General features: G+C 51.5%; 23 protein-coding genes. 13 read left to right on the top strand and 10 right to left on the bottom strand.

What is annotated here, in order from left to right:
- Positions 1-96 precede the first annotated feature (96 nt).
- Both hppD and phhA read left to right on the top strand, forming a co-directional pair.
- A complete protein-coding gene (hppD, locus tag AC3WQT_RS03565) occupies positions 97-1,209 on the top strand; it encodes a 4-hydroxyphenylpyruvate dioxygenase (RefSeq protein ID WP_492702323.1) in 1,113 nt (370 codons plus the stop codon).
- A 75-nt stretch (positions 1,210-1,284) separates the two neighbouring features.
- Positions 1,285-2,181: a phenylalanine 4-monooxygenase gene (gene phhA / locus AC3WQT_RS03570; protein ID WP_492702325.1), complete on the top strand. Its 897-nt coding sequence runs from the start codon at positions 1,285-1,287 to the stop codon at positions 2,179-2,181.
- 53 nt (positions 2,182-2,234) lie between these two features.
- On the opposite strand, the gene AC3WQT_RS03575 is transcribed toward phhA, so the two are convergent.
- Positions 2,235-2,765 (bottom strand): DUF2147 domain-containing protein, encoded by a 531-nt coding sequence (locus AC3WQT_RS03575; protein WP_492702327.1) that lies wholly within the window; start codon positions 2,763-2,765, stop codon positions 2,235-2,237.
- Positions 2,766-3,009: 244 nt separating this feature from the next.
- Here AC3WQT_RS03575 and AC3WQT_RS03580 point away from each other — a divergent pair, with 244 nt between their 5' ends.
- On the top strand, positions 3,010-3,756 hold the full coding sequence (locus AC3WQT_RS03580) for a response regulator (RefSeq protein WP_492702329.1): 747 nt from the start codon (positions 3,010-3,012) through the stop codon (positions 3,754-3,756).
- Positions 3,756-5,096: an ATP-binding protein gene (locus AC3WQT_RS03585; protein WP_492702331.1), complete on the top strand. Its 1,341-nt coding sequence runs from the start codon at positions 3,756-3,758 to the stop codon at positions 5,094-5,096. The genes AC3WQT_RS03580 and AC3WQT_RS03585 overlap by 1 nt, the downstream gene beginning before the upstream one ends.
- 532 nt (positions 5,097-5,628) lie before the next feature.
- On the opposite strand, the gene AC3WQT_RS03590 is transcribed toward AC3WQT_RS03585, so the two are convergent.
- Together AC3WQT_RS03590 and AC3WQT_RS03595 are read right to left on the bottom strand one after the other, a co-directional pair.
- Positions 5,629-6,450, bottom strand: coding sequence for a DUF2087 domain-containing protein (locus tag AC3WQT_RS03590; protein ID WP_492702333.1), 822 nt, complete (start codon positions 6,448-6,450; stop codon positions 5,629-5,631).
- 247 nt (positions 6,451-6,697) lie between these two features.
- Entirely contained in the window at positions 6,698-7,315 is a 618-nt protein-coding gene (locus AC3WQT_RS03595) for a LysE family translocator (protein WP_492702335.1), read from the bottom strand.
- A gap of 134 nt (positions 7,316-7,449) precedes the next feature.
- On the opposite strand from AC3WQT_RS03595, the gene AC3WQT_RS03600 reads away from it, so the two are divergent.
- Positions 7,450-8,346, top strand: coding sequence for a LysR substrate-binding domain-containing protein (locus AC3WQT_RS03600; protein ID WP_492702337.1), 897 nt, complete (start codon positions 7,450-7,452; stop codon positions 8,344-8,346).
- Here AC3WQT_RS03600 and AC3WQT_RS03605 read toward each other — a convergent pair.
- On the bottom strand, positions 8,340-9,203 hold the full coding sequence (locus AC3WQT_RS03605; protein ID WP_492702339.1) for an LpxL/LpxP family acyltransferase: 864 nt from the start codon (positions 9,201-9,203) through the stop codon (positions 8,340-8,342). The two genes, AC3WQT_RS03600 and AC3WQT_RS03605, sit on opposite strands and share 7 nt — an antisense overlap.
- Positions 9,200-10,060: a lysophospholipid acyltransferase family protein gene (locus AC3WQT_RS03610; protein ID WP_492702341.1), complete on the bottom strand. Its 861-nt coding sequence runs from the start codon at positions 10,058-10,060 to the stop codon at positions 9,200-9,202. Before AC3WQT_RS03610 ends, AC3WQT_RS03605 begins: the two co-directional genes overlap by 4 nt.
- 239 nt (positions 10,061-10,299) lie before the next feature.
- On the opposite strand from AC3WQT_RS03610, the gene metK reads away from it, so the two are divergent.
- Positions 10,300-11,481, top strand: coding sequence for a methionine adenosyltransferase (gene metK / locus AC3WQT_RS03615; protein WP_422950739.1), 1,182 nt, complete (start codon positions 10,300-10,302; stop codon positions 11,479-11,481).
- 135 nt (positions 11,482-11,616) lie between these two features.
- Positions 11,617-12,468 carry a M14 family zinc carboxypeptidase gene (locus AC3WQT_RS03620; protein WP_492702343.1) on the top strand — a complete coding sequence of 284 codons (852 nt, stop codon included), beginning with the start codon at positions 11,617-11,619 and terminating at the stop codon, positions 12,466-12,468.
- Positions 12,469-12,496: 28 nt separating this feature from the next.
- Here the strand turns inward: AC3WQT_RS03620 and gcvA are convergent, their stop codons facing one another.
- Positions 12,497-13,381 carry a transcriptional regulator GcvA gene (gcvA, locus tag AC3WQT_RS03625; RefSeq protein WP_492702345.1) on the bottom strand — a complete coding sequence of 295 codons (885 nt, stop codon included), beginning with the start codon at positions 13,379-13,381 and terminating at the stop codon, positions 12,497-12,499.
- 167 nt (positions 13,382-13,548) lie between these two features.
- Between gcvA and AC3WQT_RS03630 the strand changes: the two genes are divergently transcribed.
- From AC3WQT_RS03630 to AC3WQT_RS03645, 4 genes are all read left to right on the top strand, one after another.
- Positions 13,549-14,442 carry a DMT family transporter gene (locus AC3WQT_RS03630; protein WP_492702347.1) on the top strand — a complete coding sequence of 298 codons (894 nt, stop codon included), beginning with the start codon at positions 13,549-13,551 and terminating at the stop codon, positions 14,440-14,442.
- A 119-nt stretch (positions 14,443-14,561) separates the two neighbouring features.
- Positions 14,562-15,443: a dienelactone hydrolase family protein gene (locus AC3WQT_RS03635; protein ID WP_492702349.1), complete on the top strand. Its 882-nt coding sequence runs from the start codon at positions 14,562-14,564 to the stop codon at positions 15,441-15,443.
- A gap of 89 nt (positions 15,444-15,532) precedes the next feature.
- Complete coding sequence (gene gorA / locus AC3WQT_RS03640) at positions 15,533-16,885, top strand: glutathione-disulfide reductase (protein WP_492702351.1); 1,353 nt, start codon at positions 15,533-15,535, stop codon at positions 16,883-16,885.
- Positions 16,886-16,973: 88 nt separating this feature from the next.
- Positions 16,974-19,022 (top strand): ankyrin repeat domain-containing protein, encoded by a 2,049-nt coding sequence (locus AC3WQT_RS03645; RefSeq protein ID WP_492702353.1) that lies wholly within the window; start codon positions 16,974-16,976, stop codon positions 19,020-19,022.
- A gap of 199 nt (positions 19,023-19,221) precedes the next feature.
- On the opposite strand, the gene AC3WQT_RS03650 is transcribed toward AC3WQT_RS03645, so the two are convergent.
- The gene (locus AC3WQT_RS03650; protein WP_492702355.1) at positions 19,222-19,992 is read right to left on the bottom strand and encodes a hypothetical protein; all 771 of its coding nucleotides are present in this window, start codon (positions 19,990-19,992) and stop codon (positions 19,222-19,224) included.
- Between the two features lie 439 nt (positions 19,993-20,431).
- On the opposite strand from AC3WQT_RS03650, the gene AC3WQT_RS03655 reads away from it, so the two are divergent.
- Positions 20,432-20,722 (top strand): hypothetical protein, encoded by a 291-nt coding sequence (locus AC3WQT_RS03655; RefSeq protein WP_492702357.1) that lies wholly within the window; start codon positions 20,432-20,434, stop codon positions 20,720-20,722.
- 129 nt (positions 20,723-20,851) lie between these two features.
- On the opposite strand, the gene AC3WQT_RS03660 is transcribed toward AC3WQT_RS03655, so the two are convergent.
- A complete protein-coding gene (locus tag AC3WQT_RS03660) occupies positions 20,852-20,986 on the bottom strand; it encodes a hypothetical protein (protein WP_423012517.1) in 135 nt (44 codons plus the stop codon).
- Here AC3WQT_RS03660 and AC3WQT_RS03665 point away from each other — a divergent pair.
- Entirely contained in the window at positions 20,922-21,623 is a 702-nt protein-coding gene (locus AC3WQT_RS03665) for a ZIP family metal transporter (protein ID WP_492702529.1), read from the top strand. The genes AC3WQT_RS03660 and AC3WQT_RS03665 overlap by 65 nt on opposite strands.
- 166 nt (positions 21,624-21,789) lie before the next feature.
- Here AC3WQT_RS03665 and AC3WQT_RS03670 read toward each other — a convergent pair whose 3' ends face one another.
- On the bottom strand, positions 21,790-22,635 hold the full coding sequence (locus AC3WQT_RS03670; protein ID WP_492702358.1) for a sulfurtransferase: 846 nt from the start codon (positions 22,633-22,635) through the stop codon (positions 21,790-21,792).
- A gap of 28 nt (positions 22,636-22,663) precedes the next feature.
- A complete protein-coding gene (locus tag AC3WQT_RS03675) occupies positions 22,664-23,584 on the bottom strand; it encodes a DMT family transporter (protein WP_492702359.1) in 921 nt (306 codons plus the stop codon).
- Positions 23,585-23,610: the final 26 nt, after the last annotated feature.

The raw sequence follows: 23,610 nt of genomic DNA on the forward strand, positions 1-23,610 counted from the left end.
GTTTTGCAGACTATACTGAGAACTTGAGCTACATCAAAACCAGCCCTAAAAGCGGAAGATGCAGCAAACACTGATGATCACACTGAGGAGACAGGCATGACTTTCCAAACTTGGGAAAACCCTATGGGTACTGATGGCTTTGAGTTTATCGAGTACGCAGCACCCGATCCAAAAGCACTGGGCGAATTATTCGTCACCATGGGTTTCACAGCGATAGCCAAGCACCGCACCAAGGATGTGACTCTGTTCCGCCAAGGTGGTGTGAACTTCATCATCAATGCAGAACCAGATTCTTTCGCACAAAAATTTGCCCGCAAACATGGTCAATCCGTTTGCGCATTCGCTTTCCGCGTCAAGGATGCCAACGCTGCCTACAAGCGCGCGCTGGAACTGGGTGCCTGGGGTTTTGACAATAAAACCGGCCCTATGGAATTGAATATCCCTGCCATCAAAGGCATTGGTGATTCCCTGATTTATTTCGTTGACCGCTGGCATGGCAAAGATGGTGCAGATGCAGGTGCCATCGGCAATATCAGTATCTATGATGCTGACTTCGTGGCACTGCCAGGTGTGGATTCCAATCCTGTCGGCAAGGGCCTGACTTATATCGATCATCTGACCCACAATGTACACCGTGGCCGCATGAAAGAATGGGCAGATTTCTATGAAACCCTGTTCAACTTCCGCGAAATCCGTTACTTCGATATCGCTGGCAAACACACAGGCCTGAAGTCCAAAGCCATGACTTCACCTTGCGGCAAAATCCGTATTCCTATCAATGAATCCTCGGATGACAAATCCCAGATCGCTGAATACCTGGACCTGTACCACGGCGAAGGCGTGCAACATATCGCCATGGGTACAGACAATATCTATGACACAGTAAGCGGCATGAAAGCCAATGGCGTGGTATTCCAGGACACCATAGAAACTTACTATGATCTGGTTGACCGCCGCCTGCCTGGCCATGGTGAAAACCTGGAAGAATTGCGCAAGCTGCGCATCCTGGTTGATGGCAAGAGCACAGAAACATCACGTGAATTGCTGCTGCAGATTTTCACGACCACAGTCATCGGCCCTATCTTCTTTGAAATCATCCAGCGCAAGGGCGATCAGGGTTTTGGTGAAGGTAATTTCCGCGCCCTGTTTGAATCTATTGAGCTTGATCAGATCCGTCGTGGCGTCATCAAAGACGAAACAACTGCCTGATTTCCGTCAACAGCTAATGGAGATATGAGAGAGGCTGGCCATCATCTTGATGCCGGCCTTTTTCACTGAAAAAATATGGATACTATCGATACTTCCGCTGCTACTGTCAGCAACGACGATTTCCTCGCCACCGTTGCCGAAAAATCCAATGGCGCAGCCCTGCGCGGCAATTATGAAAAAGCCGACGATCAATACGTAGTCGAGCAAGACTGGGCTGCCTATACAGAAGAAGAACACGCCCTGTGGCGCAAGCTCTACCAGCGCCAGATGGAACTCTTGCCTGGCCGTGCCTGCGACGAGTTCATAGAAGCACTGCACAAGATGGATGCTTCTGGCGGCATCCCGAAGTTTGAGCGCACTTCAGAGGAGTTGTTTGCTGCAACTGGCTGGCGCATCGTTGCCGTGCCCGGACTGATCCCTGAACTGACTTTCTTTGAACACCTGGCAAACCGCCGCTTCCCCATTACCGTATGGTTGCGTAAGCCTGAGGAGTTCAATTACATCGTCGAGCCAGATGTCTTCCACGATTATTTCGGTCATGTGCCGCTGCTGTTCAATCCTGTCTTTGCCGACTATATGCAGCTTTATGGCAAGGGGGGTTTGAAGGCGATGAAGCTGGGTGGTCTGGATTATCTGGCACGTCTGTACTGGTACACGGTAGAGTTTGGCCTGATCAAGACTGACAAGGGTTTGCGCATCTATGGCGCGGGCATCCTGTCATCAGGCGGTGAAGTCGAGTACTGCCTGAAACCGGGCACGCCTTCACGCCATATCCATCTTGAAATAGAACGCTGCCTGCAAACCCTGTACAAGATAGACAGCTTCCAGGAAACTTATTTTGTCATCGACAATTTCCAGCAATTGTTTGATGGCACGGCACCGGATTTCACGCCTTATTATGAGCGTCTGAAACAACTCGATGCCTTGCCAGCCAATACCTTGTTGCCGGGGGAAATTGAATTGCTGCCGTAATTCTGGATTGATATTAAAAAATGAAATGGGAGCATCAGGTGATGCTCCCATTTTTATTTTTGCGCAGTAACGGTATTTGATACGCGCGTCCACACCTGGGTACGACCATTTTCTGGCTTGTCCTTGTATGCGGTAACTTCCAACTCAGTCTGGCTCAGCATGCGCATCTGGCAAGCATAGGTCTGGCCATCGGCACGGTTAAAAATCTTGCCTGACCAGGTATCGGCCTTGGCTGGCGTAAAACCTTCCATGATGGTCTTGCCCAGCACAGGTATCGCAGGCACGGATGTTGCGGTAGCACCCATGGCAGCCATGTTGCTGACATTGCCCATATCAATGACCTTGCTGACTTTGCCGCACAAAGCCTCACCACAATTGCTGATCTGCACTTCCAGGCTGCCACTTTGCGTGAGCCAGGTACCGGCGACTGCGCCAGCCTTGCTGCTGGCATGATGATTGGCCTGGATTTCAGCTTCCACAGGTGCCAGGTAGTAATCAGACAAACCAACTTGCTGCGCCTGGGCAGACCAGGCGCTCATCAATACAGCGGCGAAAGTGGTAATAACGATCATTTGCTTTTTCATGTCAGTTCTCCTTGAGTTGTAGAGGTGATGAATTCATCACGGCAATGTCATTAGACAGGCGCAAGGTATCTGGCAGATGTCAGGGAATGCCATATTTGCATCTGACTATGTGTCAACGGCACTCAGATACACTGGGATACAAAAGATTTTGTCTCAGCCACGATTTAAGCTATAAAGCACTATGAAATGAATCATCAAAAATGCGCATCAAGAATGAGCAACCAGTCCACAACCGTCCCAGCACATGGAAAACACTGAATCCCCGGATCACATCCTCATCGTTGATGATGATGCAGAAATACGCGAACTGACTGCCCTGTACCTGCGCAAGAATGGCAACAAGGTCAGTACGGCGGCAGGTGGCAAGCAAATGCGCGCTTTGCTCGAAGGCAATGCCATCGACCTCATCGTGCTCGATATCATGATGCCGGGTGAAGATGGTTTAAGCCTGTGCCGTGAACTGCGTTCCAGCCCACATAAAGTCATTCCCATACTTTTTCTGACTGCACGCGCAGAAGAAACCGATCGTGTGGTCGGACTGGAGATGGGTGCCGACGATTACCTGACCAAGCCCTTTGCCGCCAGGGAATTGCTGGCACGCATCAAAGCAGTCTTGCGCCGCACGCGCATGCTGCCACCCAAGCTGCGCGAACAAAAACCACCCGCCATGCTGCAATTTGGTGAATGGCAACTCGATACCCTGGCGCGTCATCTGCTTGATAAAGATGCTGTCATGGTCACACTTAGCGGTGCTGAATACCGCTTGCTGCAAGTCTTTGTCGAGCACCCGCAAAGAGTATTAAATCGTGACCAGTTACTGAACCTGACCCAGGGCCGCGATGCCGACTTGTTCGAACGCTCCATCGACTTGCTGGTCAGCCGCTTGCGCCAGCATTTGCGTGATGATGCGCGTGAGCCACGCTACATCAAAACCGTGCGCAGCGAAGGTTATGTATTTTGTGCGCAAGTCACGGCAGCAAAGGAGCCCTGATGCACATCATAGAAAGCCCGCACTGGCCGCACACCCTGTTTGGCCGCCTGTGCCTGATCTTGCTCAGTGCCCTGCTGATGGCGTATGCACTCTCGTTTGCCTCGTCGCAATGGGACAAGATGCAGGTCAGGAAAAATCACATGGTCTACTCGGTAGGCAAGGATGTCGCCAATGCGATTTCCTTCCTCGATCGCCTGCCAGTCAGTGAACGTCGGGCCTGGCTGGATAAACTGGCCCGCAATAACTATGAATATGCTTTGCAGGCCGCCCCCGCAGATGCCAGGGACAGCATAGACCTCGACATTGCCAACGAGGCGATAGAGGCCATCAAAAACAACCTCGAACATCAGGCAAAGATCAGGATCAGCGTACGCATGGAAGCTGATAAAAAAATCCTGCAATTGCATCTGGCCTTAAGTGATGGCACGCCGATCACCGTGCGCCTGACTGCAACACCTTACACCATACAATGGAGCATGTTCTCACTGCTCTGCGTACAGCTTGCCATTATCATGCTGGCTGCCTGGCTGGCCGTCAGGACGGCGACGCGCCCGCTGGCCATGCTGGCTGAAGCAGCCGACGCCATGGTCAAGCCAGGTGCCAGGCCGCAGTTTCCTGCCCGTGCCCCGCGAGAAGTATTCCGTGCTGCTACCGCCTTCCAGAACATGCAAGAACGCATAGACACTTACCTGGCTGAGCGCATGCAAATCCTGGCCTCCATCACTCACGACCTGCAAACCCCCATCACCCGCCTGCGCCTGCGCACAGAACTCATGGACGACGATACCCATCGGGATAAGATGCAGGCTGACCTGCAAGCCATGCAAAAACTGGTAGAGCAAGGTCTGGCCTACGCCAAGGTACAAAATCAATTGCAAGCCGATCAGGAAGCCAGCAGCAAGATCAAGCTCGACGCCCTCGCAGGCAGCCTGGTACAAGACTATTGCGACACCGGCCAGCAAGTCGGCCTGCGTGGCAATAGCAGCCAGATAATACAAACCCGCCCTCTGGCCCTCTCCCGCCTGCTGGGCAACCTCATTGACAATGCCCTGAAGTTTGGCAATGAAGTGGAGCTTATTCTAAGTAGCGATGCACAGCATGCAGTCATCACCGTACAAGACCGCGGCCCCGGCATCCCCGAAGACCAGTGGGACGCCGTCATGCAACCTTTCGTGCGACTCGAATCCTCGCGCAACCGCGATACAGGCGGCGCTGGTTTGGGCCTGGCGATCGTGGCACAACTGGCGATACAACTGCATGCCGAGATACGGTTTGCCAATCGTGAGAATGGAGGCTTGGCGGTCAATGTCAGCTTGCCTTTGCTGGTTGGAGTGGAGTAAATCGGTTGAACGATTGAGTATGAAGGATATAAGCTGCGGTCGTGGTGACGTTGCTGTTGCTGTTGAATTTGCGGTTGCTTTTGACTTTTGCCGTTCCCATGTGTAGCCGCCGTTTGTGCTGTACAGAAAATGGAAAAAGAAAGGCCGATGTTTGAGCGTAGCGAGTTTTCGGACTTTCCCATTTTTTGTACTGCACAAACGGGAACCCCGCAGGGGCGGCTACGCCTGGGTCGCCTTCTTTGGCATACCTTTCTTGGCGACGCAAGAAAGGTATGTAGCTGTCGGGCTACCCCCGACCGGCAATCATAAATGACCTGCAAGCGTATTTCAAAAACAAATGCGCAAAACACGACGGATCTGAAATTACTATACCTAACAGTATGCAACGAACACCGCTGGATTCCAGCCAAAAGCACGCTGGAGCGCCAGCCCGGTGGAATGACGATAACTTTATTGCTGTTAATTTGAATTTCTTCAGCTTGGCATGTATATCAAAACCACGATTTCATCTACATTAAATCGCAGACATAGCTCACACTCTCCAATACTCCCCCTCCGCCCTCTCCATCAATCCATTCATAATAAACTCCCGCCGCAAGGTCGCAAAATCAGAATGAAACTGCAGCAAGAAGCTATTGATATCAGCCTCGACATAACGCCGATCAAACTGTAATTGATCCACCAGCCAGCGCAAGATTACCAGTCGCTTTTTACGCTGCTCAGGAATACTCACCAGGCGCCCGTTCTTGACGAAAGACTTCATCACCCGTTCAGCCTCAACTTCGGTAGACTGCAAATCCAGCATGATCTGGGAAGCATCCCAGTTCGCCTTGAAACGCTCGGTGCGGCTGGATTGCAGACGTTGCTGCGCCAGGTTCAGCCAGTTTGCGCTGCCGTAACCCTGCACCAGATCACGCCCGATAGAGTCCCAATATTCAGCAGCGGCACTGACACCCAGCGCCTGCAAATAATCACTGGTGACGACCAAATACTGACGACGGTAAGGCAGCAAATAACCGGCTTCATTCGCCTGCAATTGTTCTTGCGCTTCAGCATAGCTGGCATACCAGTGATTGATGAAGACAGACACTTCGGGACCGTGCCAGAAGTCCCCCATGTCTTCACCAGGTTTGACTTCGCCACCGAGGACGATGCGGGCATGTTCCCAGTTCTGGAAACCGGTATCGGCAGCAGCCAGGTTCATGCAGTGCTTGAGTTGCCAGCTCTCGGGGATTTCCCAGTTGCGCTGGCGGCTTAAGATCAGGGCGCGTTTGCTGGCTGCGGTATTGCGTGTCTCCAGCAGTTTTTGCAATAAACGGGCGCGGGTTTTGATTTCTGTAGTAAGTGCGTTCATGCTGCAGCTCCAGTCAATATGGGCTGTTGTATGATGAACAAAGATAGGTAGTGCGACGATAACATGATGAACTCCAGTTCGCTTATCGACGACCCGCTGACGTCAAACGAAACATGGCAATTATCACATTAATCTGGATGTGCATTTGCAGGGTGAGAGCCTCTTGTGCGGGAAGGCGCCCCTTAGCACCTGACGCAATTGTAGGCTCGGATCCAAACTTCGTCAACTCCAGTTAAACACGCTATCACTAATGCAAGGCTGGCAAACTGGCGAGGGATACCCCCAGGACTATCAGCACAGCGCCTATGAACCGATTCAATATCACTTGCTGCCTGAGCATGCTGGCACGAAGACGGTTATCTGAAAAGAACAGGGCAACCAGGCTGAACCATATCCAGTGTGCGACAGACATGAACAAGCCATAGCCAAATTGTGCCAACAGGCTGGTATCGATTTGCACGACCTGGGTGTAAGTACTCAGGACAAATAAAGTAGTTTTTGGGTTAAAGGCATTGGTCATGAAACCAGCACGCAAGGCCGCCAGATTATTCAAGGACTGCTCCGCTCCGGCCTCTGCATTCACGACGGCGCGGGCAAAAAAAGTCTGGTAGCCAATATAAATCAAGTAAATCGCACCGATGATCTTGATGGCGAAATACAGGCTGGGGGATTTGGCAATCAGCAGCCCCACACCCAGCATGGTGTACATGACATGTACCTGCACGCCCAGTGCAATGCCGCTGGCGGCCAGCAAACCTGCACGGCGACCATACAGATAACTGTTCCTGGTGACCATGGCAAAGTCAGCTCCAGGGCTGATGACGGCCAGGATAGTGATGATGGCGACGGCAATGAGTTCTGTCATTTTCTTCCTCAAGATAAAGTATTCATTTGTGATCCGATTTGTGATGCACGATCACGTATGCACAGATTCTGAAGCCTTACAGCAATGATGAAAATCGATATATACTGAGACATATCATTGAGAAAATCTCACACATGCCTGGTCACTTACCCTCGCTGAATGCCATACGCGTGTTTGAAGTGGCCGCGCGCCATTTAAGCCTGGTCAGGGCTGCGGAAGAACTGCATGTCACCCACGGTGCGGTCAGCCGCCAGATCAAGCAACTGGAAGAAAACCTGGGCGTGGAATTATTCGAACGCCGCAACCGCGCTATCTTTTTAACGCGTGCCGGACTGAGCTTGCAAGGCACTTGCACTGACATCATGCGACAACTGGAAGCTGGCTTGCGTCAGCTCAAGCAGACAGATGATCAACCGCTGGTGGTGTCTTGCGAGCCGACGATAGCCATGCGCTGGCTTATCCCGCGCCTGGGCAAATTCAGGCAGTTACATCCAGAGTTGGACATTCATTTATTTGCTGCCGGTGGGGCCGTGGATTTGCGTCATGGTCACATCGACCTGGCTTTGCGGCGCAATGATTTTGCCTGGGATGCAAGCTATCATTTCGCCAAAGTGGCTCAAGAATTAATTGCCCCGATTTGCGTACCGAACCTACTCAAACAAGGCAAGCTGCAACTGAACCAGCAATGCCTGCTGCATACTGCAACACGTCCCGATGCCTGGCCACAATGGCAAAAACTCAGCAAACAAACTGCACGTGGCAAAAGCAGGGCGACATATGAACACTTTTACCTGAGCCTGCAGGCAGCTTGCGCTGGCCTGGGTGTCGCCATGGCGTCGGCCTATATGGTGGAAGATGAAGTGCGCGGCGGGCAACTCGTAGCACCACATACTTTCCTGGAGGATGGTAGTGACTACGTTTTATTGTCAGCCCTGCCCTTTGATGAAGACCAGCGCCGTACCGCATTTTTGGGATGGATACAGCAAGAATTGGAACTGACGGCGCAGGCCGTCACAGGCCTGACTCAGTAAACACCAGGCTCACCAGGAGGGCGTGTTTTGAAACGCTTGTGCGCCCAAAAATATTCGGCTGGCGCTTTCAGGATTTCCTGCTCAATGAAGGTATTCATATATCGCGTAGCTGCCACGATATCTTCACCCGGATAATTTTGCCAAGGTTCGTGAAAAGTCACTTTCCAGCCTTTGTAGTCAGGCAAAATCGTGGCGATGACGGGGATGACCTTGGCACGGGTAGTGGCAGCAATTCTCGGCACTGCTGTCAGAGTCGCTGCAGGAACACCAAAGAAAGGCACAAACTCGGCATCTTTCGCACCAAAATCCATGTCCGGTAACATAAAGAAAGGCAAGCCTTCACGCATCGCGCGTATGATGGGCTTGACGCCCTCAGCACGTGAAAACAGCTTGACCGGACGAAAACGTGAACGACCTTTGCGTAAAGCAGCATCAAACACTTGGCTGCGCTGACGGGTATAAATTGAACACAGGTTAGACTCCAGCATGACGGCCACCCCGGCCACATCGAGGCTGACAAAATGCGGGCACATCAATATCGTTGCACCATCACTCATTGCCGCCACGGGTACCGCAGGGTCAAGCTGGATCAAGCGTCTCAGGCGCGCTTCAGAAGCCCACCAGAGTATGCCGCGTTCCAGCACGCTGCGGGCATAGACCTGAAAATGACGTTTGGCGATAGCCTGCCGTTCAGCCTGGCTCAAATGAGGCAGGCAAAGTGACAAGTTTGTGAGTGTGATATGCCTGCGCTTGCGTATCAGCATAAACAATATACTGCCTACCCCCTCACCCAGGCGACCCAGCACCGACAAGGGCAACCAATGCAATATCCACATCAAGACCAGCACTGCCCTCATGCCGGCTCCCTGTCCGCGCCTGTTTCGGGGTCGTCGACACCGTCAGGTTTCTTGTAGCGGTTATAGCTCCAGAAATACTGTGCAGGGGATAGCGCAATGAGTTTTTCCATGCCACGGTTGATGGCAGTAGCTTGTGCCACCGGATCCGTACCCAGTTCTTCTTCAAAGGGCACGAAGCGGATCACATAGCCACGCCCGCCGGGCAGGCGTTCAGCAAAAGTCAGGATAATCGGTGCGTCTGTCATACCATGCAATTTGGCAGACAGTGTCATGGTATAGGCGCGCTTGCCAAAGAATTTGGCCCAGACGCCCTCGCCTTCTTGCGGCACCTGGTCGGGCAGCAGGCCTATCGCCTCGCCTTTTTTGAGCGCCTTGGCCATGATCCTGACACCGGAAAAGTTCGCCGGTGCCAGCAAGAGATTGTCACGCGCACGCGCTCCCTCTATCAGCGGCTTGAGAGCAGCTTTACGCGGTGGGCGATATAAAACTGTCAGGCGGGTGCGCACGGCGATGCTTTGGGCGACGATTTCAAAACAACCCAGATGTGGTGTCAAAAATATCACACCCTTCCTGGCATCCAGCGCGGTCTGTACCAGTTCCCAGTTCTCTATCGTTGCAGTCTTCAATACCCTTTCCGGCTTGGCGCACCAGATAAATGGCAGCTCCAGGATATTCTTGCCAGCTTCACGCACAGCGACATGCAAATGCTGAGGAAAACCGGCTCGGCTTATGTTCTGCTTCAGGCGGCGGCGATACGATCCAGACAGCAAATAGACGAGCCAACCCAGCGCGGCTCCAGAAAAATGCAAGACCGACAATGGAAAGATGGAAAGAAAACGAAACAAAGTGACAAGCATGACGCCGCTCAAGTATCAGTATAATAATAAGGGTATATTCGACAGACTACGCAGAACGAGCGTAAAATATCACATATTGGCTAGCTTTGACCTGCTTAAGGGCAGGATAAACACAGAAGGCAAGCCACCGCCGAGTTAATGACAACTTGCGAGGCGGTTAATAAAACTCGCTAAAGCGTCGCAGGACTCTTCCGACTGCGGCATAATTTTTTACGGTCAATTTTTTATAGGAGCCTGCGATGGCTAATGATTTTCTTTTCACCTCTGAATCGGTATCCGAAGGACACCCGGACAAAGTCGCCGATCAGATTTCCGATGCGATTCTGGATGCGATCTTTGAACAAGATCCCCGTTCCCGTGTTGCCGCCGAAACCCTGACCAATACTGGTCTGGTCGTTCTGGCTGGTGAAATCACCACCAATGCCCACGTTGATTACATACAGGTAGCGCGTGACACCATCAAGCGCATCGGCTACGACAATACCGATTATGGTATCGATTACAAGGGTTGCGCGGTACTGGTTGCTTACGACAAGCAATCCAATGATATCGCCCAGGGCGTTGACCAGGCATCTGATGATCACCTCAACACCGGTGCCGGTGACCAGGGTCTGATGTTTGGTTATGCCTGCGATGAAACACCAGAACTGATGCCTGCGCCAATTTACTATGCGCACCGTCTGGTAGAACGCCAGGCACAATTGCGCAAGGATGGCCGCCTGCCTTTCCTGCGTCCTGATGCCAAGAGCCAGGTCACCATGCGCTATGTTGATGGCAAACCGCACAGTATTGATACTGTCGTGCTGTCCACCCAGCATCACCCTGACCAAAGCGAAACCTCGACCAAGATGAAGCAGTCTTTCATTGACGCCGTCATTGAAGAAATCATCAAACCAGTCTTGCCTAAAGAATGGTTGCTGGACACTAAATTTCTGATCAACCCGACTGGCCGTTTCGTTATCGGCGGCCCGCAAGGTGATTGTGGCCTGACTGGCCGCAAGATCATCGTTGATACCTACGGTGGTGCCTGCCCTCATGGTGGTGGTGCTTTCTCTGGTAAAGATCCTACCAAGGTTGACCGTTCTGCTGCCTATGCTGCCCGTTATGTCGCCAAGAATATCGTCGCTGCAGGTATCGCCCGTCAATGCCAGATCCAGGTGGCTTACGCGATCGGTGTTGCACGCCCGATGAACGTAACTGTCTACACTGAAGGCACCGGCGTTATCCCTGATGACCAGATCGCCGCATTGGTGAACGAGCATTTTGACTTGCGTCCAAAAGGCATCATCCAGATGCTGGATTTGCTGCGCCCTATCTATTCCAAGACAGCCGCTTACGGCCATTTTGGTCGTGAAGAGCCAGAATTCACCTGGGAACGTACCGACAAGGCAGCAATTCTGCGTGCCGCTGCCGGACTGTAGTGTGTTCATTGTTTTAAGTAATAGGTAGCACTGGGAGTAGAAGCAAGAATGCCAGCTAGTATTTTTAGAAGTAAGTTCTGTGCATCTCGCTGCAAAAAACTTGGTGCTTTGTTTGCAGTGGCTGGCCTGTTGGCCATGCCATCTGCACACAGCGTGTCTGCCCCACCTGTCACAAAGACTGCCACTACACCTGCAAAACCAAAAACCGTCACCGACTGGTGCACACCACTGGTAGCGCGCCTACCCCAAGTTAGCCTGACTGACTGCAAGAACAGCAAACTCGGTCCTACAGGTGCCAATTCCCTCAATGGCTTCCCGGTGTTGTTCCGCGATATCAAGGCAGATGCCAAGCATCCGCAAGCCATACGCGTGCTGCTACTGGGCGGCATCCATGGTGATGAACAGACGGCATCTTCCGTTGTGTTCAAATGGATGGAAACCATGCAAAAAAATCCGCTGGAATTCAACTGGCGTGTAGCTCCGGTGGTGAATCCTGATGGTTTGTTGGCACCCAAGCCACGCCGCGTCAATGCCCGTGGCATAGACCTGAACCGCAACTTCCCCACACCCAACTGGCAAAAAGAAGCGCCAAGCTATTGGGCACGCGTAACCCGCAGCGACCCGCGCCGCTACCCTGGCAAAGCACCGATCTCTGAACCAGAAAGCCGCTGGGTCTATGAGACCATAGAAAAATACAAACCCGACGTCATCATCTCCGTACACGCCCCTTTTGGCGTACTCGACTTTGACGGCCCGGCCACACCACCCAACCGTTTTGGCCGCCTGATCTACAACCGCGTCGGCGTTTATCCTGGCTCACTCGGCAATTACAGCGGCCTGCACAAGGATATCCCGGTCGTCACCATAGAACTGCCGAATGCCACGCAAATGCCGCCGGATGCTGAAGTACAACGTATCTGGCAAGACATGCAGACGTGGATAAGACAAAATGTGGCAGCGCCGCTGAAGACAGCGCGTAACCCCTGAATTTGGCAAACAGTCTGCCAAAGGCGATTCAGATTGATTTCACGGCATGGCTGAGCCAATCCCTGAACTGCTGCGCTTCTTCCCTCATTAATACCTCGGAAGGATAGACCAGGTAGTAGGCGATACCTGTCCTGACGGCCGTTTTGAAAGGCATGATCAGTTCGCGATTCTTCAACTCTTCCCTGACCATGGCTTTTCTTGCCAGCGCTATGCCGTAGCCGCGCTTGGCAGCCTCAATTGCGCCATTCGAATCTGCAAATACCGGGCCGTTGTTCCACACTACATCGCTTGCTGCTGTCGCTTCCAGCCATAGCCGCCAGTCGTGCTGGTGTTCGTCATGCAGCAGGGTGTAGGCACTTAATTCACCGGATGATTTCAACTGTTTTTTGCTTTTGAGCAGACGCGGACTACATATCGGCTGCAGGGGATCATCGATCAGCATTTCTGATTGTAATCCCTGATAGTTTCCCAAACCATGCCTGACAGCGAAGTCCACGTCATCGCGAGAAAAGTCTGCCAGCCGGTTGGTAGTGCTGATCCTGATATCAATCGCAGGATAGCTGGCGTGAAACTGCGGTAGTTGTGGCAACAGCCATTGCATGGCAAACCCTGGCGTGCAACTGACCGTGATCCTGGGAGGCGTACGCTGCTCTTGCAGGCGTCTGGTCGCTTCTTCCATTTGCCTGAATGCCGTGCGTATGCCCATGAAATAGCGTTCACCTTCTGCAGTCAGGGCGATACCGCGCAGGTCTTTCTTGAACAGCGCCATCTGCAAGATATCTGCCAGCTTGCTCAGTTGCTGGCTGACAGCTGCCGGTGTGACATTTAATTCAGCCGCCGCATTTTTGACGCTCAAATGGCGGCTCACACATTCAAAATATTGCAGGGCTTTCAGTGGCGGAAGGCGGTTCATATTGATTTAGTTTTTCTAAACCATCAATAGAAATGATGATTTGTCTTCGTCATTGTCTCAGTGATTAAATCATGCAATACAGGAATTGATGAAAAGAATAACTTACTTCAAATCTGTATAGAAAAAATATTTTGCATTTGCAAGAACTTGATTAACAGGAGCAACATTTGAAAACTACTGACATTATCCGGCTCATCATCCTCGCTGCTATCTGGGGTGCAAGTTTTTTATTCATGCGTATGATCGTACCCACACTAGGTGCCATGCCAACTGCATTTTTTCGCGTATTGTTTGGTGCTGCGGGCCTGATCGTCATTTTGCTCATCATGCGCGTACGCTGGGATTTTAAAGGAAAGCTGGGTACTGCCATGATGCTGGGAGTCATTAATTCCGGCATTCCCTTTGTCATGTTCAGTCTGGCGGCAAAGCTGTTGCCCGCCGGCTATTCTGCAATCCTGAATGCCACGACACCGCTCATGGGTGTGATTATCGGTATGCTGTTTTTTTCTGAAAAACCTGGCCTCTACAAAGTACTGGGTGTTTGCATCGGCATAGCCGGTGTCGCAGTGTTGACCACCACCGGACCTGTGCAGTACAGCGTACAACTACTGATTGCTGCGGCGGAATGCATGGTGGCAACAGGATGCTATGGGCTGGCCAGCTTTCTGACCAGGAAATGGATCACAGCCAAAGGCGGCCTCGATAGCAAGCTTGTCGCTTTTGGCAGCCAGCTAGGCGCAACTGCCTTGCTGCTGCCAATTTTTTCTTATGGCGCGATGACGCAGGCACCAGCCTCATGGGGCAACAGCGCGCTATGGCTGACAATGGCGGCGTTGGGCTTGATATGCACGGCACTGGCTTATATCCTGTATTTCCGCTTAATCGCCGACATAGGTCCGGTAAAGTCACTGACAGTCACGTTCTTGATACCACCCTTTGGCGTCCTGTGGGGTGCGCTATTCTTGAATGAAAGCATCACGCTGGCCCATCTCATGGGTGGTGCACTGATCGGTCTCGCCGTATGGCTGGTGTTACGACCGGAGAAATCACGCAATACCTGAAAGGAAGAAATCGCTAGTCATGCATGCCTGCCCTGATTAAGTTGTACAATTCATTGCTGTTTTATCCGGCGTTTCAAACATGCAAGTACATCCACAAAGAAACCTTACAGGAGAACACCATGCAGCTTCGCGAAGACTTTAATAGCCTGGTTGGTACCATCGAAGACAATACGACAGTCAACCGCCGCAGCTTTATACAGACCGCAGTTGGTGTAGGCTTTGCCGCAGCGGTGGCACCAGTATGCGCACAGACCATGATCAAGACTGACCGGGCAGGCTTGACGGACGGCGTGGCCAAATTGACTGTAGCTGGTGCAGAAGTGCCTTTGTACTTTGTCAAACCTGAGGGCAAAAGCAATTTGCCGGTGATACTGGTGATTTCCGAAATTTTTGGTGTACATGAACATATTGCCGATGTCGCACGTCGCTTTGCCAAGCAGGGTTATCTGGCGCTGGCTCCAGAATTGTTTGTACGTCAGGGTGATGCCAAGAATGCCGCCAGTGTCGCAGAATTGATGAAGGAAATTATTTCCAAGGTGCCGGATGCGCAAGTCATGGGTGACCTGGATGCAGTAGTAGCATGGGCAGGCAATAATGGCGGCGACACCAAGCGCCTGGGCATCACCGGCTTTTGCTGGGGTGGCCGCATTACCTGGCTGTATTCTGCCCACAACCCCAATGTCAAAGCCGGCGTGGCCTGGTATGGCCGCTTGCAGGGCGAATCCACGGCACTGACACCCAAACACCCTATCGATATCGCTGCCAACCTGAAAACACCAGTGCTGGGCCTGTATGGTGCCAAGGACCAGGGTATTCCGGTTGAGTCTGTCTTCAAGATGGAAGTCGAACTCAAAAAAGGCAATAGCAAATCAGAATTCAAGGTCTATGAAAATTCTGGCCATGCCTTCAACGCTGACTACCGCCCCAGCTATAACGAAGCCGATGCCAAGGACGGCTGGGGTCGCGCCCTGGCCTGGTTCAAGGCAAATGGCGTAGCCTGATTACCACCTCTCTTATCAGCCCTCGTCTGTCACGAGCAGGTTCGGTGTCAACCGAACCTGCCTCATTCATTAATTTACCCAGGACCATCATGCATACTTACGACTATGACTTATTCACGATAGGCGGCGGTTCTGGTGGTGTGCGGGCCAGCCGTTTTGCGGCACAGTATGGTGCCCGCGTTGCCCTGGCTGAATCCGGGCCGCTGGGCGGCACTTGTGTAAACGCCGGTTGCATCCCTAAAAAACTGATGTCGTATGCTGCGCATTATCATAGCGACTTCGAAGAAGCTGTCGGCTTTGGCTGGAGCTTGGGGGAACAGCGCTTTGACTGGGCCACCCTGATCGCCAACAAAGACAAGGAAATCGCCAGGTTGAATGGCATCTATAGCCAGATACTGACGAATGCCAACGTAGATGTCATCGCTGGCCATGCCCAGATTGTGGATGCGCACACGGTTGTGGTTAACGGTAAAAGCTATAGTACACATCACATCCTGATCGCCACCGGCGGCCATCCAGTCAAACCGGAATTGCCTGGCAGCGAATTGGGTATTACTTCGGATGAATTCTTTCATTTGCCTGCACTGCCACGCCATGCGGTAGTACAAGGCGGCGGTTATATTGCGGTAGAGCTGGCCTCGATCTTGAACGGACTGGGTTGCAAGGTCACGCTGGTGCAGCGCGGGACACAAATCTTGCGCAGCATGGATGCGGATCTGGGCCATTTCCTGCTTACTGAAATGCGCAAGAAAGGCGTGGAGATTGCTCTCGATACCAGCATTGCATCCATCACTGTCCACGGCGACAGCAAACAGGTAGTGCTCAGCGATGGCCGCATACTGGAGAGTGATTGCATTCTGTTTGCCACAGGCCGCAAGCCCAATGCCAGAGGCCTGGGCCTGGACAATGCGGGCGTACAGCAGCGTGAAAATGGCGCGATTATTGTTGATGAACATTTCGCCACCAGTGTCGCCAACATCTACGCCATAGGCGATGTCATTGACCGAGTGGCGCTGACTCCGGTAGCACTGGCAGAAGGCATGGTCGTTGCGGCCAATTTGTTCCAGCACGGACGCAAGATGATGTCATATGAAAATATCCCCACTGCGGTATTCAGCCACCCGAACGTGGCGACATTGGGGATGACTGAAGCCAGGGCACGCGAAAAACATACGCATGTCAACATCTTCAAAAGCGAATTCAAGGCACTCAAGCACACGCTGTCGGGTTCAAGCGAACGCTGCCTGATGAAGATGATCGTCGATGCCGATACCGACCACGTATTGGGCATGCACATGGTGGGGCCGGATGCGGGTGAAATCATCCAGGGTTTTGCAGTCGCCATGCAATGCGGCGTGACCAAGGCTCAGGTCGACGCCACCATAGGCGTACATCCTACCATTGCAGAAGAGTTTGTGACGATGAGGACGGCGGTGGTATAGCTGCAGGAAACTGTTCCAGTAAATAGATATTGCCAGTGTTTCGTAGTTGTTTAGTATTTTCCTTGAACTCACTCCTTCTGACACAACTTTGCATAAATTTCATCTCCCGTTTTTCCTCGCCATCATGCTTGGCCTGTTTTCAAACAACTCCCATGCTGCATGCCCCGATGACTTACTGGGTGATTTTGCCAGCGAAAAAAATGGCCCTGCCATCATCAGGATAGAGAAAATACATGGTGAACTTACCTACCGCATGTCAACTGACAGCCAGCAGTGGGATGCCAATGTTCACAAGAGTGCGTTGGTCGCGCAGGACAAACTGTTGCAGTTACTAAAAGAGCAGAGTCTGCTCAAGACTTCATGCGCGATGTGGGTAGACAGTGGCGTACTGATGAAACTGCCAGTAGGGACACCCCTGCAAGTCAGTTCGCCAACCCAAAAATCTTATATAGACAGGGAGGTGACGACTGGCTATGTCTATTACATCATGCAAGGCTTCATGCTGGAAGCGACTGATTTGTACCCCGTTACCGCCAAGGGTATTTCGCCAGCCGCACCTGAACCTTTAAAGAAAAGGCCTGAAGGCAAAGAGGTACCTGATACGGCTGCAATTTGCCCAGGCAACAGGCTGCCTGATGTGCAGCAAACTGCTTTTGATAATTTGCGCGCCGGTACCAAAGACTGGTTCAGGAAACGCTCACCGCAAATGCAACTGGAATTTATCTGTGGCCAGTGGCTGCATGCAGCAATGCTGAAGTTTCCCGGCATGGCGACAAAAGACGAAAAGGAAAGAACTTCGGCCCTTGAGAATTTTCGTGAATTGCTGCAGGCAGGCCAGATACCGCGCGACGAAAATGGCGATGCGCAATGGCTGAAAGCTGCATCCGGGCTACTCAGCGGCAATCATGACTGGAACACCGTCGTATCTTTGCAAAAAGAGTTTTATGATTTGTTCGAGCAAGCTGTCTTCCCACATCTGGCTGTACCCGCCCCTTATGAAAATGGTTATGCCAATACCGAGCTGCTTAAACAGACACAGTTTATGCCAGCAGAACAAGCCCTGCGTGTACTGAAAAAATTCAACCAAAAAGGATTCCTGACGTCCTCCAGAGAAAAGCCGGAGTCAAGGAGCTATGCCTTATCACCAGTGGCAATGGAACTATTGCAGCACTATCGTGACTTGGGCAAAGTACCAGCAACCACTCTGGACTTTCTGCTACCACTGGCAGGTGCAGACGCCATCAATGACAGGGACTTGATGCGCAATGCTGTTGGCAGCAAAAGCGGGGATGCAGCACAGAGACTACTGAAACGTGGTGCAAATCCATTGCGCGCAGGCGTTTTGGTGCAGGCCTGGGATACACCCGCCTACCCAGTCTTGTTGGCTGCCGCCCTGGACCGGCATGCATCAACACAAGTATCAACCAAGGACAAAACCCGTTTACCCCAGGCAGAAGCTGAAGCCATCCTCATTCGCATACTTGACACCCGCGAGTATGAAAAGAAACTGGATTGGCAAGAAGTGGATTTTTTAATCAGCGCTGGCGCAGATATCAATCATATGTTCGAACAGCAAAAGCCAGAGAACATAGGTGTATATACGCACACACATCCAGTAAGGACGATGCAATTGGTAACACGCGGTTTGCGGCTAGACAAAAGCCACGAATACAGCGATGGAAAAAACAAGACCTCTGGTGAATTACTGCCTTTGTATTTGCGTTTTGAAGGTTATGAACCACATCGTGACGACCTGATACGCGCCATGCTAGCAAAGCACAATAATGTGAATACTGCTTCGGTATGTCCAAGCTGTGGGCTAAATTATCCCATGGACTACGCAGCTAAATCCGGGCGGGTCGATCTGGTGAAAACCTTGCTTGAATTTGGTGCCAATCCAAACAACGTGAATGTAGATGGCTCATTAAGTTTTTGGCAGGCAGTCATCAAAAACCAGCCTGATATGCTGAACATGATGGCAGCTTCAAAATTCAAACTCAATTTGAATGCCGTTGATAAAAACGGCATATCAATACTGGCCTGGGCCAATTGCCTTAAGGCTGATGCAGCGGCAGCATGGTTGAGCAAAAACGGCGCGCTGGAAATTGGCCGCGAGATTTGTGCCAAACTTAAATAAACCTATTTTAAGTTTGCTGCACTAAACCATACAGACCCAGTATATCTAATTCAGAGTTTGCTAAAGCGGATTCAGCGGAATGTACTCTAGTACATGAGCATTTTGAGCAGCACATGTGCCCCACGTGGACTCCGATTGCGCACGCGCAGTTAGATCAGAAACAGGTACTTAGATCCAGGTGAAGCTGTTTCAGCCTGCCTTATAGACCAAATATCTTTCGTTCACACTGCAGTTTATCTTCCTCTTTTTCCAATTTTTCACAGTTGCGGATACGTGGTTTTAATTCTGCCAGTTCGGTATATTTTTGATTGTTCTCTATCGCCGCACATTTCCTTAAGTTGTACACATAAATATAGGTAGTGTCGACATCAGGATTTTCAAAAACCTCATCAATTATTTTTGGCATTACCCGCAAAGTAAGCTGGTCATTCTGCAATCCAGTTTTGACGAGAGCGCTGACACTTTCTTTTGACATTCCCTTGTCTCTGGCAACGGCAACATTGGATGCGGACTGTCCGATATTTTCGCATAGAGGCACTCGCTTCAATGGATCCCATGCAGACCGTGGGTTTCTTTCGAGGTAGTTGGCAATATAGCGTTTATCTGCGTTTTGGCCTTTGTAATGCGAACAGGCATCAACAATTGCAGCTTGAGTCGCGCCACGCTTGATGGTCTGATCTGCATAAATAAGCTCATAGATTTTGCCAACAACCGCGATATATTCAGACAGCAGGTTTGCTGGAATTTTAAGATGACGATTCATTGATGCTTTGACCATGTTGAATGCAATCGCCTTCGGCATAGCAGAATCACGTCCGTCTACTGCGAAGTCTGCATACATATCCAGGTTAGAACAAACCGTCAAGGTTTCTTGGTTGACAGGATTTTGGCTGCTTTGCTCTGCTGCCTCTACGGCAAATGGAAACACCATACTCAGGATAAAAAAGAGGGGAAATATTTTATTTTTCATTTTCTTGAATACCAAGTTTAGAAATAGTCAGGCTAATTAACACCACTCAGTTGATCCCGACGACAAAGCGACACATGAATGACGGTGATTCATAAATATTGATGCAACGGTGCAAAGATAACATAAATAAAACAGTATTTCTTAAGCTGTTCTTTCAAGGTTTTATAGTCTCATTCCATTTAAACGTCAGCTTGGATGTATATGGGTGGGTACTGCACAGGACGAGGCCACGTGGGCATTCACAGCGAGGAATAAAAAAACTAAGCAAGACTGACTGGCATTTCAATTTCACGGGAGACATGGAGGCAGAGGAGGTGATGATAAGGAAATCAGTGCCCTGATCAGGTGTGTTCAAGTGGCTTGGGGTAGGCGGGCAGTGGCGCATACTGACGCAAAGTCATCTGATGCGTATGTCTGTGCGAATGCTGCAGGTGAGATTGTGCGACGTGCTAATTTTACTGATGAGCCCTACTTCAATAATGCGATTGAACAGTACGAAAATTACGCCTCCTCCGAAGGCTGCATTCGCTTCGCCAGGGAGTCCGCAGAATACAATACCGTTCAACATTCCATTGCAGAGGGCAGCGACATCGCTACATCGACGCCGCTTCCACAAATTGTATTGGTTGGTGAATGGACGCATGAAAGTGTCTTGAAAGTCGTTGATCAACTTCGGGCGCAGCTCCATGCACCTGTTGCAAAATCTACACCATGGTGGAAGTTTTGGTGAGCATGTCTTTACACAGATTTTGCTCCTTTCACCCTAAAGCGGCTACTGCTCACTCAGCGACAAATTTGCAGAAACCCCCGCAATATGTTTTAATTTGCAACCTGGTTGCAAATTCCCGAGGCTTAAAATTCATTCCACGCTGTTATCCATCCTGTTTGCTACCACAATTGCTGGTGTCCTGAGCATCACTGCGGCTGCCATTTTTTCGTTTTCACTGCTCTCCAAAGTCGTAGAGCGCATGGTCAGCCTGTCGGTGGGTATCATGCTGTCCACTTCTTTGCTGCATGCGCTGCCCGAGGCTTTTGAATCCGGTGCGGACACCCGCACCCTGTTCGCCTGCCTGCTGGGTGGCTTACTGGCTTTCTTTTTGCTGGAAAAATTCGCCATCCTGCGCCATTCGCATCATCACGAGGGTGACGGCCACCATCATGAACATGGTCACGATGCACATGAAGCTGGCAAGGCTGGCTGGATGATATTGGTGGGTGATGGCCTGCATAATTTCACCGACGGCATTTTGATTGCGGCGGCTTTCTTGGCTAACCCCAAGTTGGGTCTGGTGACTGGCCTGGCAATTATTGCCCATGAAATCCCGCAAGAGATAGGTGATTTCATCGTCTTGCTGAATGCCGGTTTCAGCCGCATGCGTGCTTATATGTATAACCTGATCTGCAGCATGATGGGTGTGGTTGGTGGTGTGCTGGGCTATTACACGCTGGAAAGCGCCAGCGGCATGATTCCCTATGTGCTGGTGTTTGCGTCTTCCGGGTTTATCTATATCGCAGTCAGTGATCTGATGCCACAGATGCAGAGGCGGGCGACGCTGAAAGAAACGATACCGCAGATTATCCTGGTGTCACTGGGGGTGGTGCTGGTGTTATTTGTGACTAGTCACAGGTAGTTATTGAAATTCTCGTAGGTTGGGCCGGGCCTCGTTGGGCTACGGGGTATCAGCCCAACACTTGGCCTCAATAAACATATATCTTACTTAAACGCCGGGTGTTGGGCTAATGAAGCGTAGCTTAGCGAGGCCCGGCCCAACCTACAAGCCCAACCTTCGCGCTAACTCAACGCTCCACAGGCCGCGACACATCCGCGCACCACTCGCTCCATGATCCCGGATACAAGGCAGCACCATGCAGGCCTGCCACTTCCAGTGCCAGCATGTTATGACAGGCGGTTACACCTGAGCCGCATTGCATGACAGCCCCGCTGGCATCACCAACTATAACTCCCCATTCCTGTTGCAACTGGTCTGCTGGTTTGAAACGACCATCGGCTTGCAGGTTATCTTTGAAAAAGCGGTTTTTTGCACCGGGGATATGGCCACCTACAGGATCTATCGTTTCGTTCTCACCACGGAAACGATCCGGAGCACGGGCGTCAACCAGGGTTTTGGCTGTGTTACTGATATTACCCAACACCTGTATGACATCAACGGTCAACGTCAATGCATGCTGCTCAGTGATATTGCCGCTACGTGCAGACGGGACTTCGGTTGTCACTGGTTGCCCTGCTGCCACCCAGGCAGGCAGGCCACCGTCCAGCACAGCCACGGCGCGGTGCCCCACCCAGCGCAGCATCCACCACAGGCGCGCGGCAAACATGCCGCCATGCGCGTCATACACGATGACCTGGCTGTCACCATTGATACCCAGCGCTTGCAAAGTCGCGATGAAGTCAGCTTTTTCAGGCAGGGGATGGCGGCCACGGAAGACACCATCCGGGCCGATCTTGGCAGCCGACAAGCGCTGGTCCAGATGCACGAATTGTGCACCGGGGATATGCCCCTGGTCATAGGCAGCCTGGCCGGCATTGGTGTCCATCAAATCATGACGGCAATCCAGCACGACCCAATTCTGGTCTGCGATATGTGGGGCCAGCTCTATTGCACTGATCAATGTTGTGTACATCTTGGTCTCCTGAAAAATAAGATGATGATTATTCTGAACTGATGGCATCGCCAGGTATGGATTTGCGATTGGTTTTGGCATTATAGAATGTTGCGATCAGGCCGCTACATAAAATCACAGCGATACCTATCCAGCTTAACCAGGCCAGGCTGACTTTCCAGATCAGCAAATCCCATACACTGGAAAACACGATGCCCACATATTGCAGGTTGGCTGTGACCAGAGTATTACCAAGACGGTAGGCGCGTGTCATGGCCATTTGTGCGCTGGCGGCTGTCACGCCTATCGCCAGCAGGAGCATGATGCCTTTACTATCCAGATGGTGCCAGGTGACATCGCCCGCAGCGGCATAGACTGATTTGCCGATCAGCGCACCCAATAATCCAGCCACGGCGCAGGTCAGGGAAAAATAAAACACCACACGGTATTCAGGCTCGCCCAGCAAACCCATTTGCCTGACTTGCATATACGCCCAGGCCGCCAGCATGCCCGACAACAGGGCCAGCATGCCACCCATGACCTGGTCAGCATGTATGCTGGGGCGCAACAGCAAGACCACGCCAACAAAGCCCATGATGATGGCGGCGATGGGTTGCCAGGTCAGGCCGCGCTGCTTGTTCCACCAGGCACCTGTCAGCAAGATGGCTGCTATCCAGATCGGTGACATGTAATTCAGTGTCACGGCCATCGCCAGCGGCAATTTACCCAGGGCATAAAACCATAACCATAGTGAGACTACGCCGACACCACCACGTACCAGATGATGGTAAGGCATGCGCGTTTTCAAGCTACCTCCCTGGAACTTGACCAGTACGGCGATCATCAACATGCCTATGGCACCACGATAAGCAACAATTTCAGCGGTGGAATAATCAACCGATGCCAGCTTGACGCAAACACCCATGATGGAAAACAGAAAACTGGCAACCAGCATCCATAAAGACTGCATAAAAACACGACTCCAAAAGATAAGGG

Source organism: Undibacterium sp. FW305-107, from assembly GCF_058788535.1.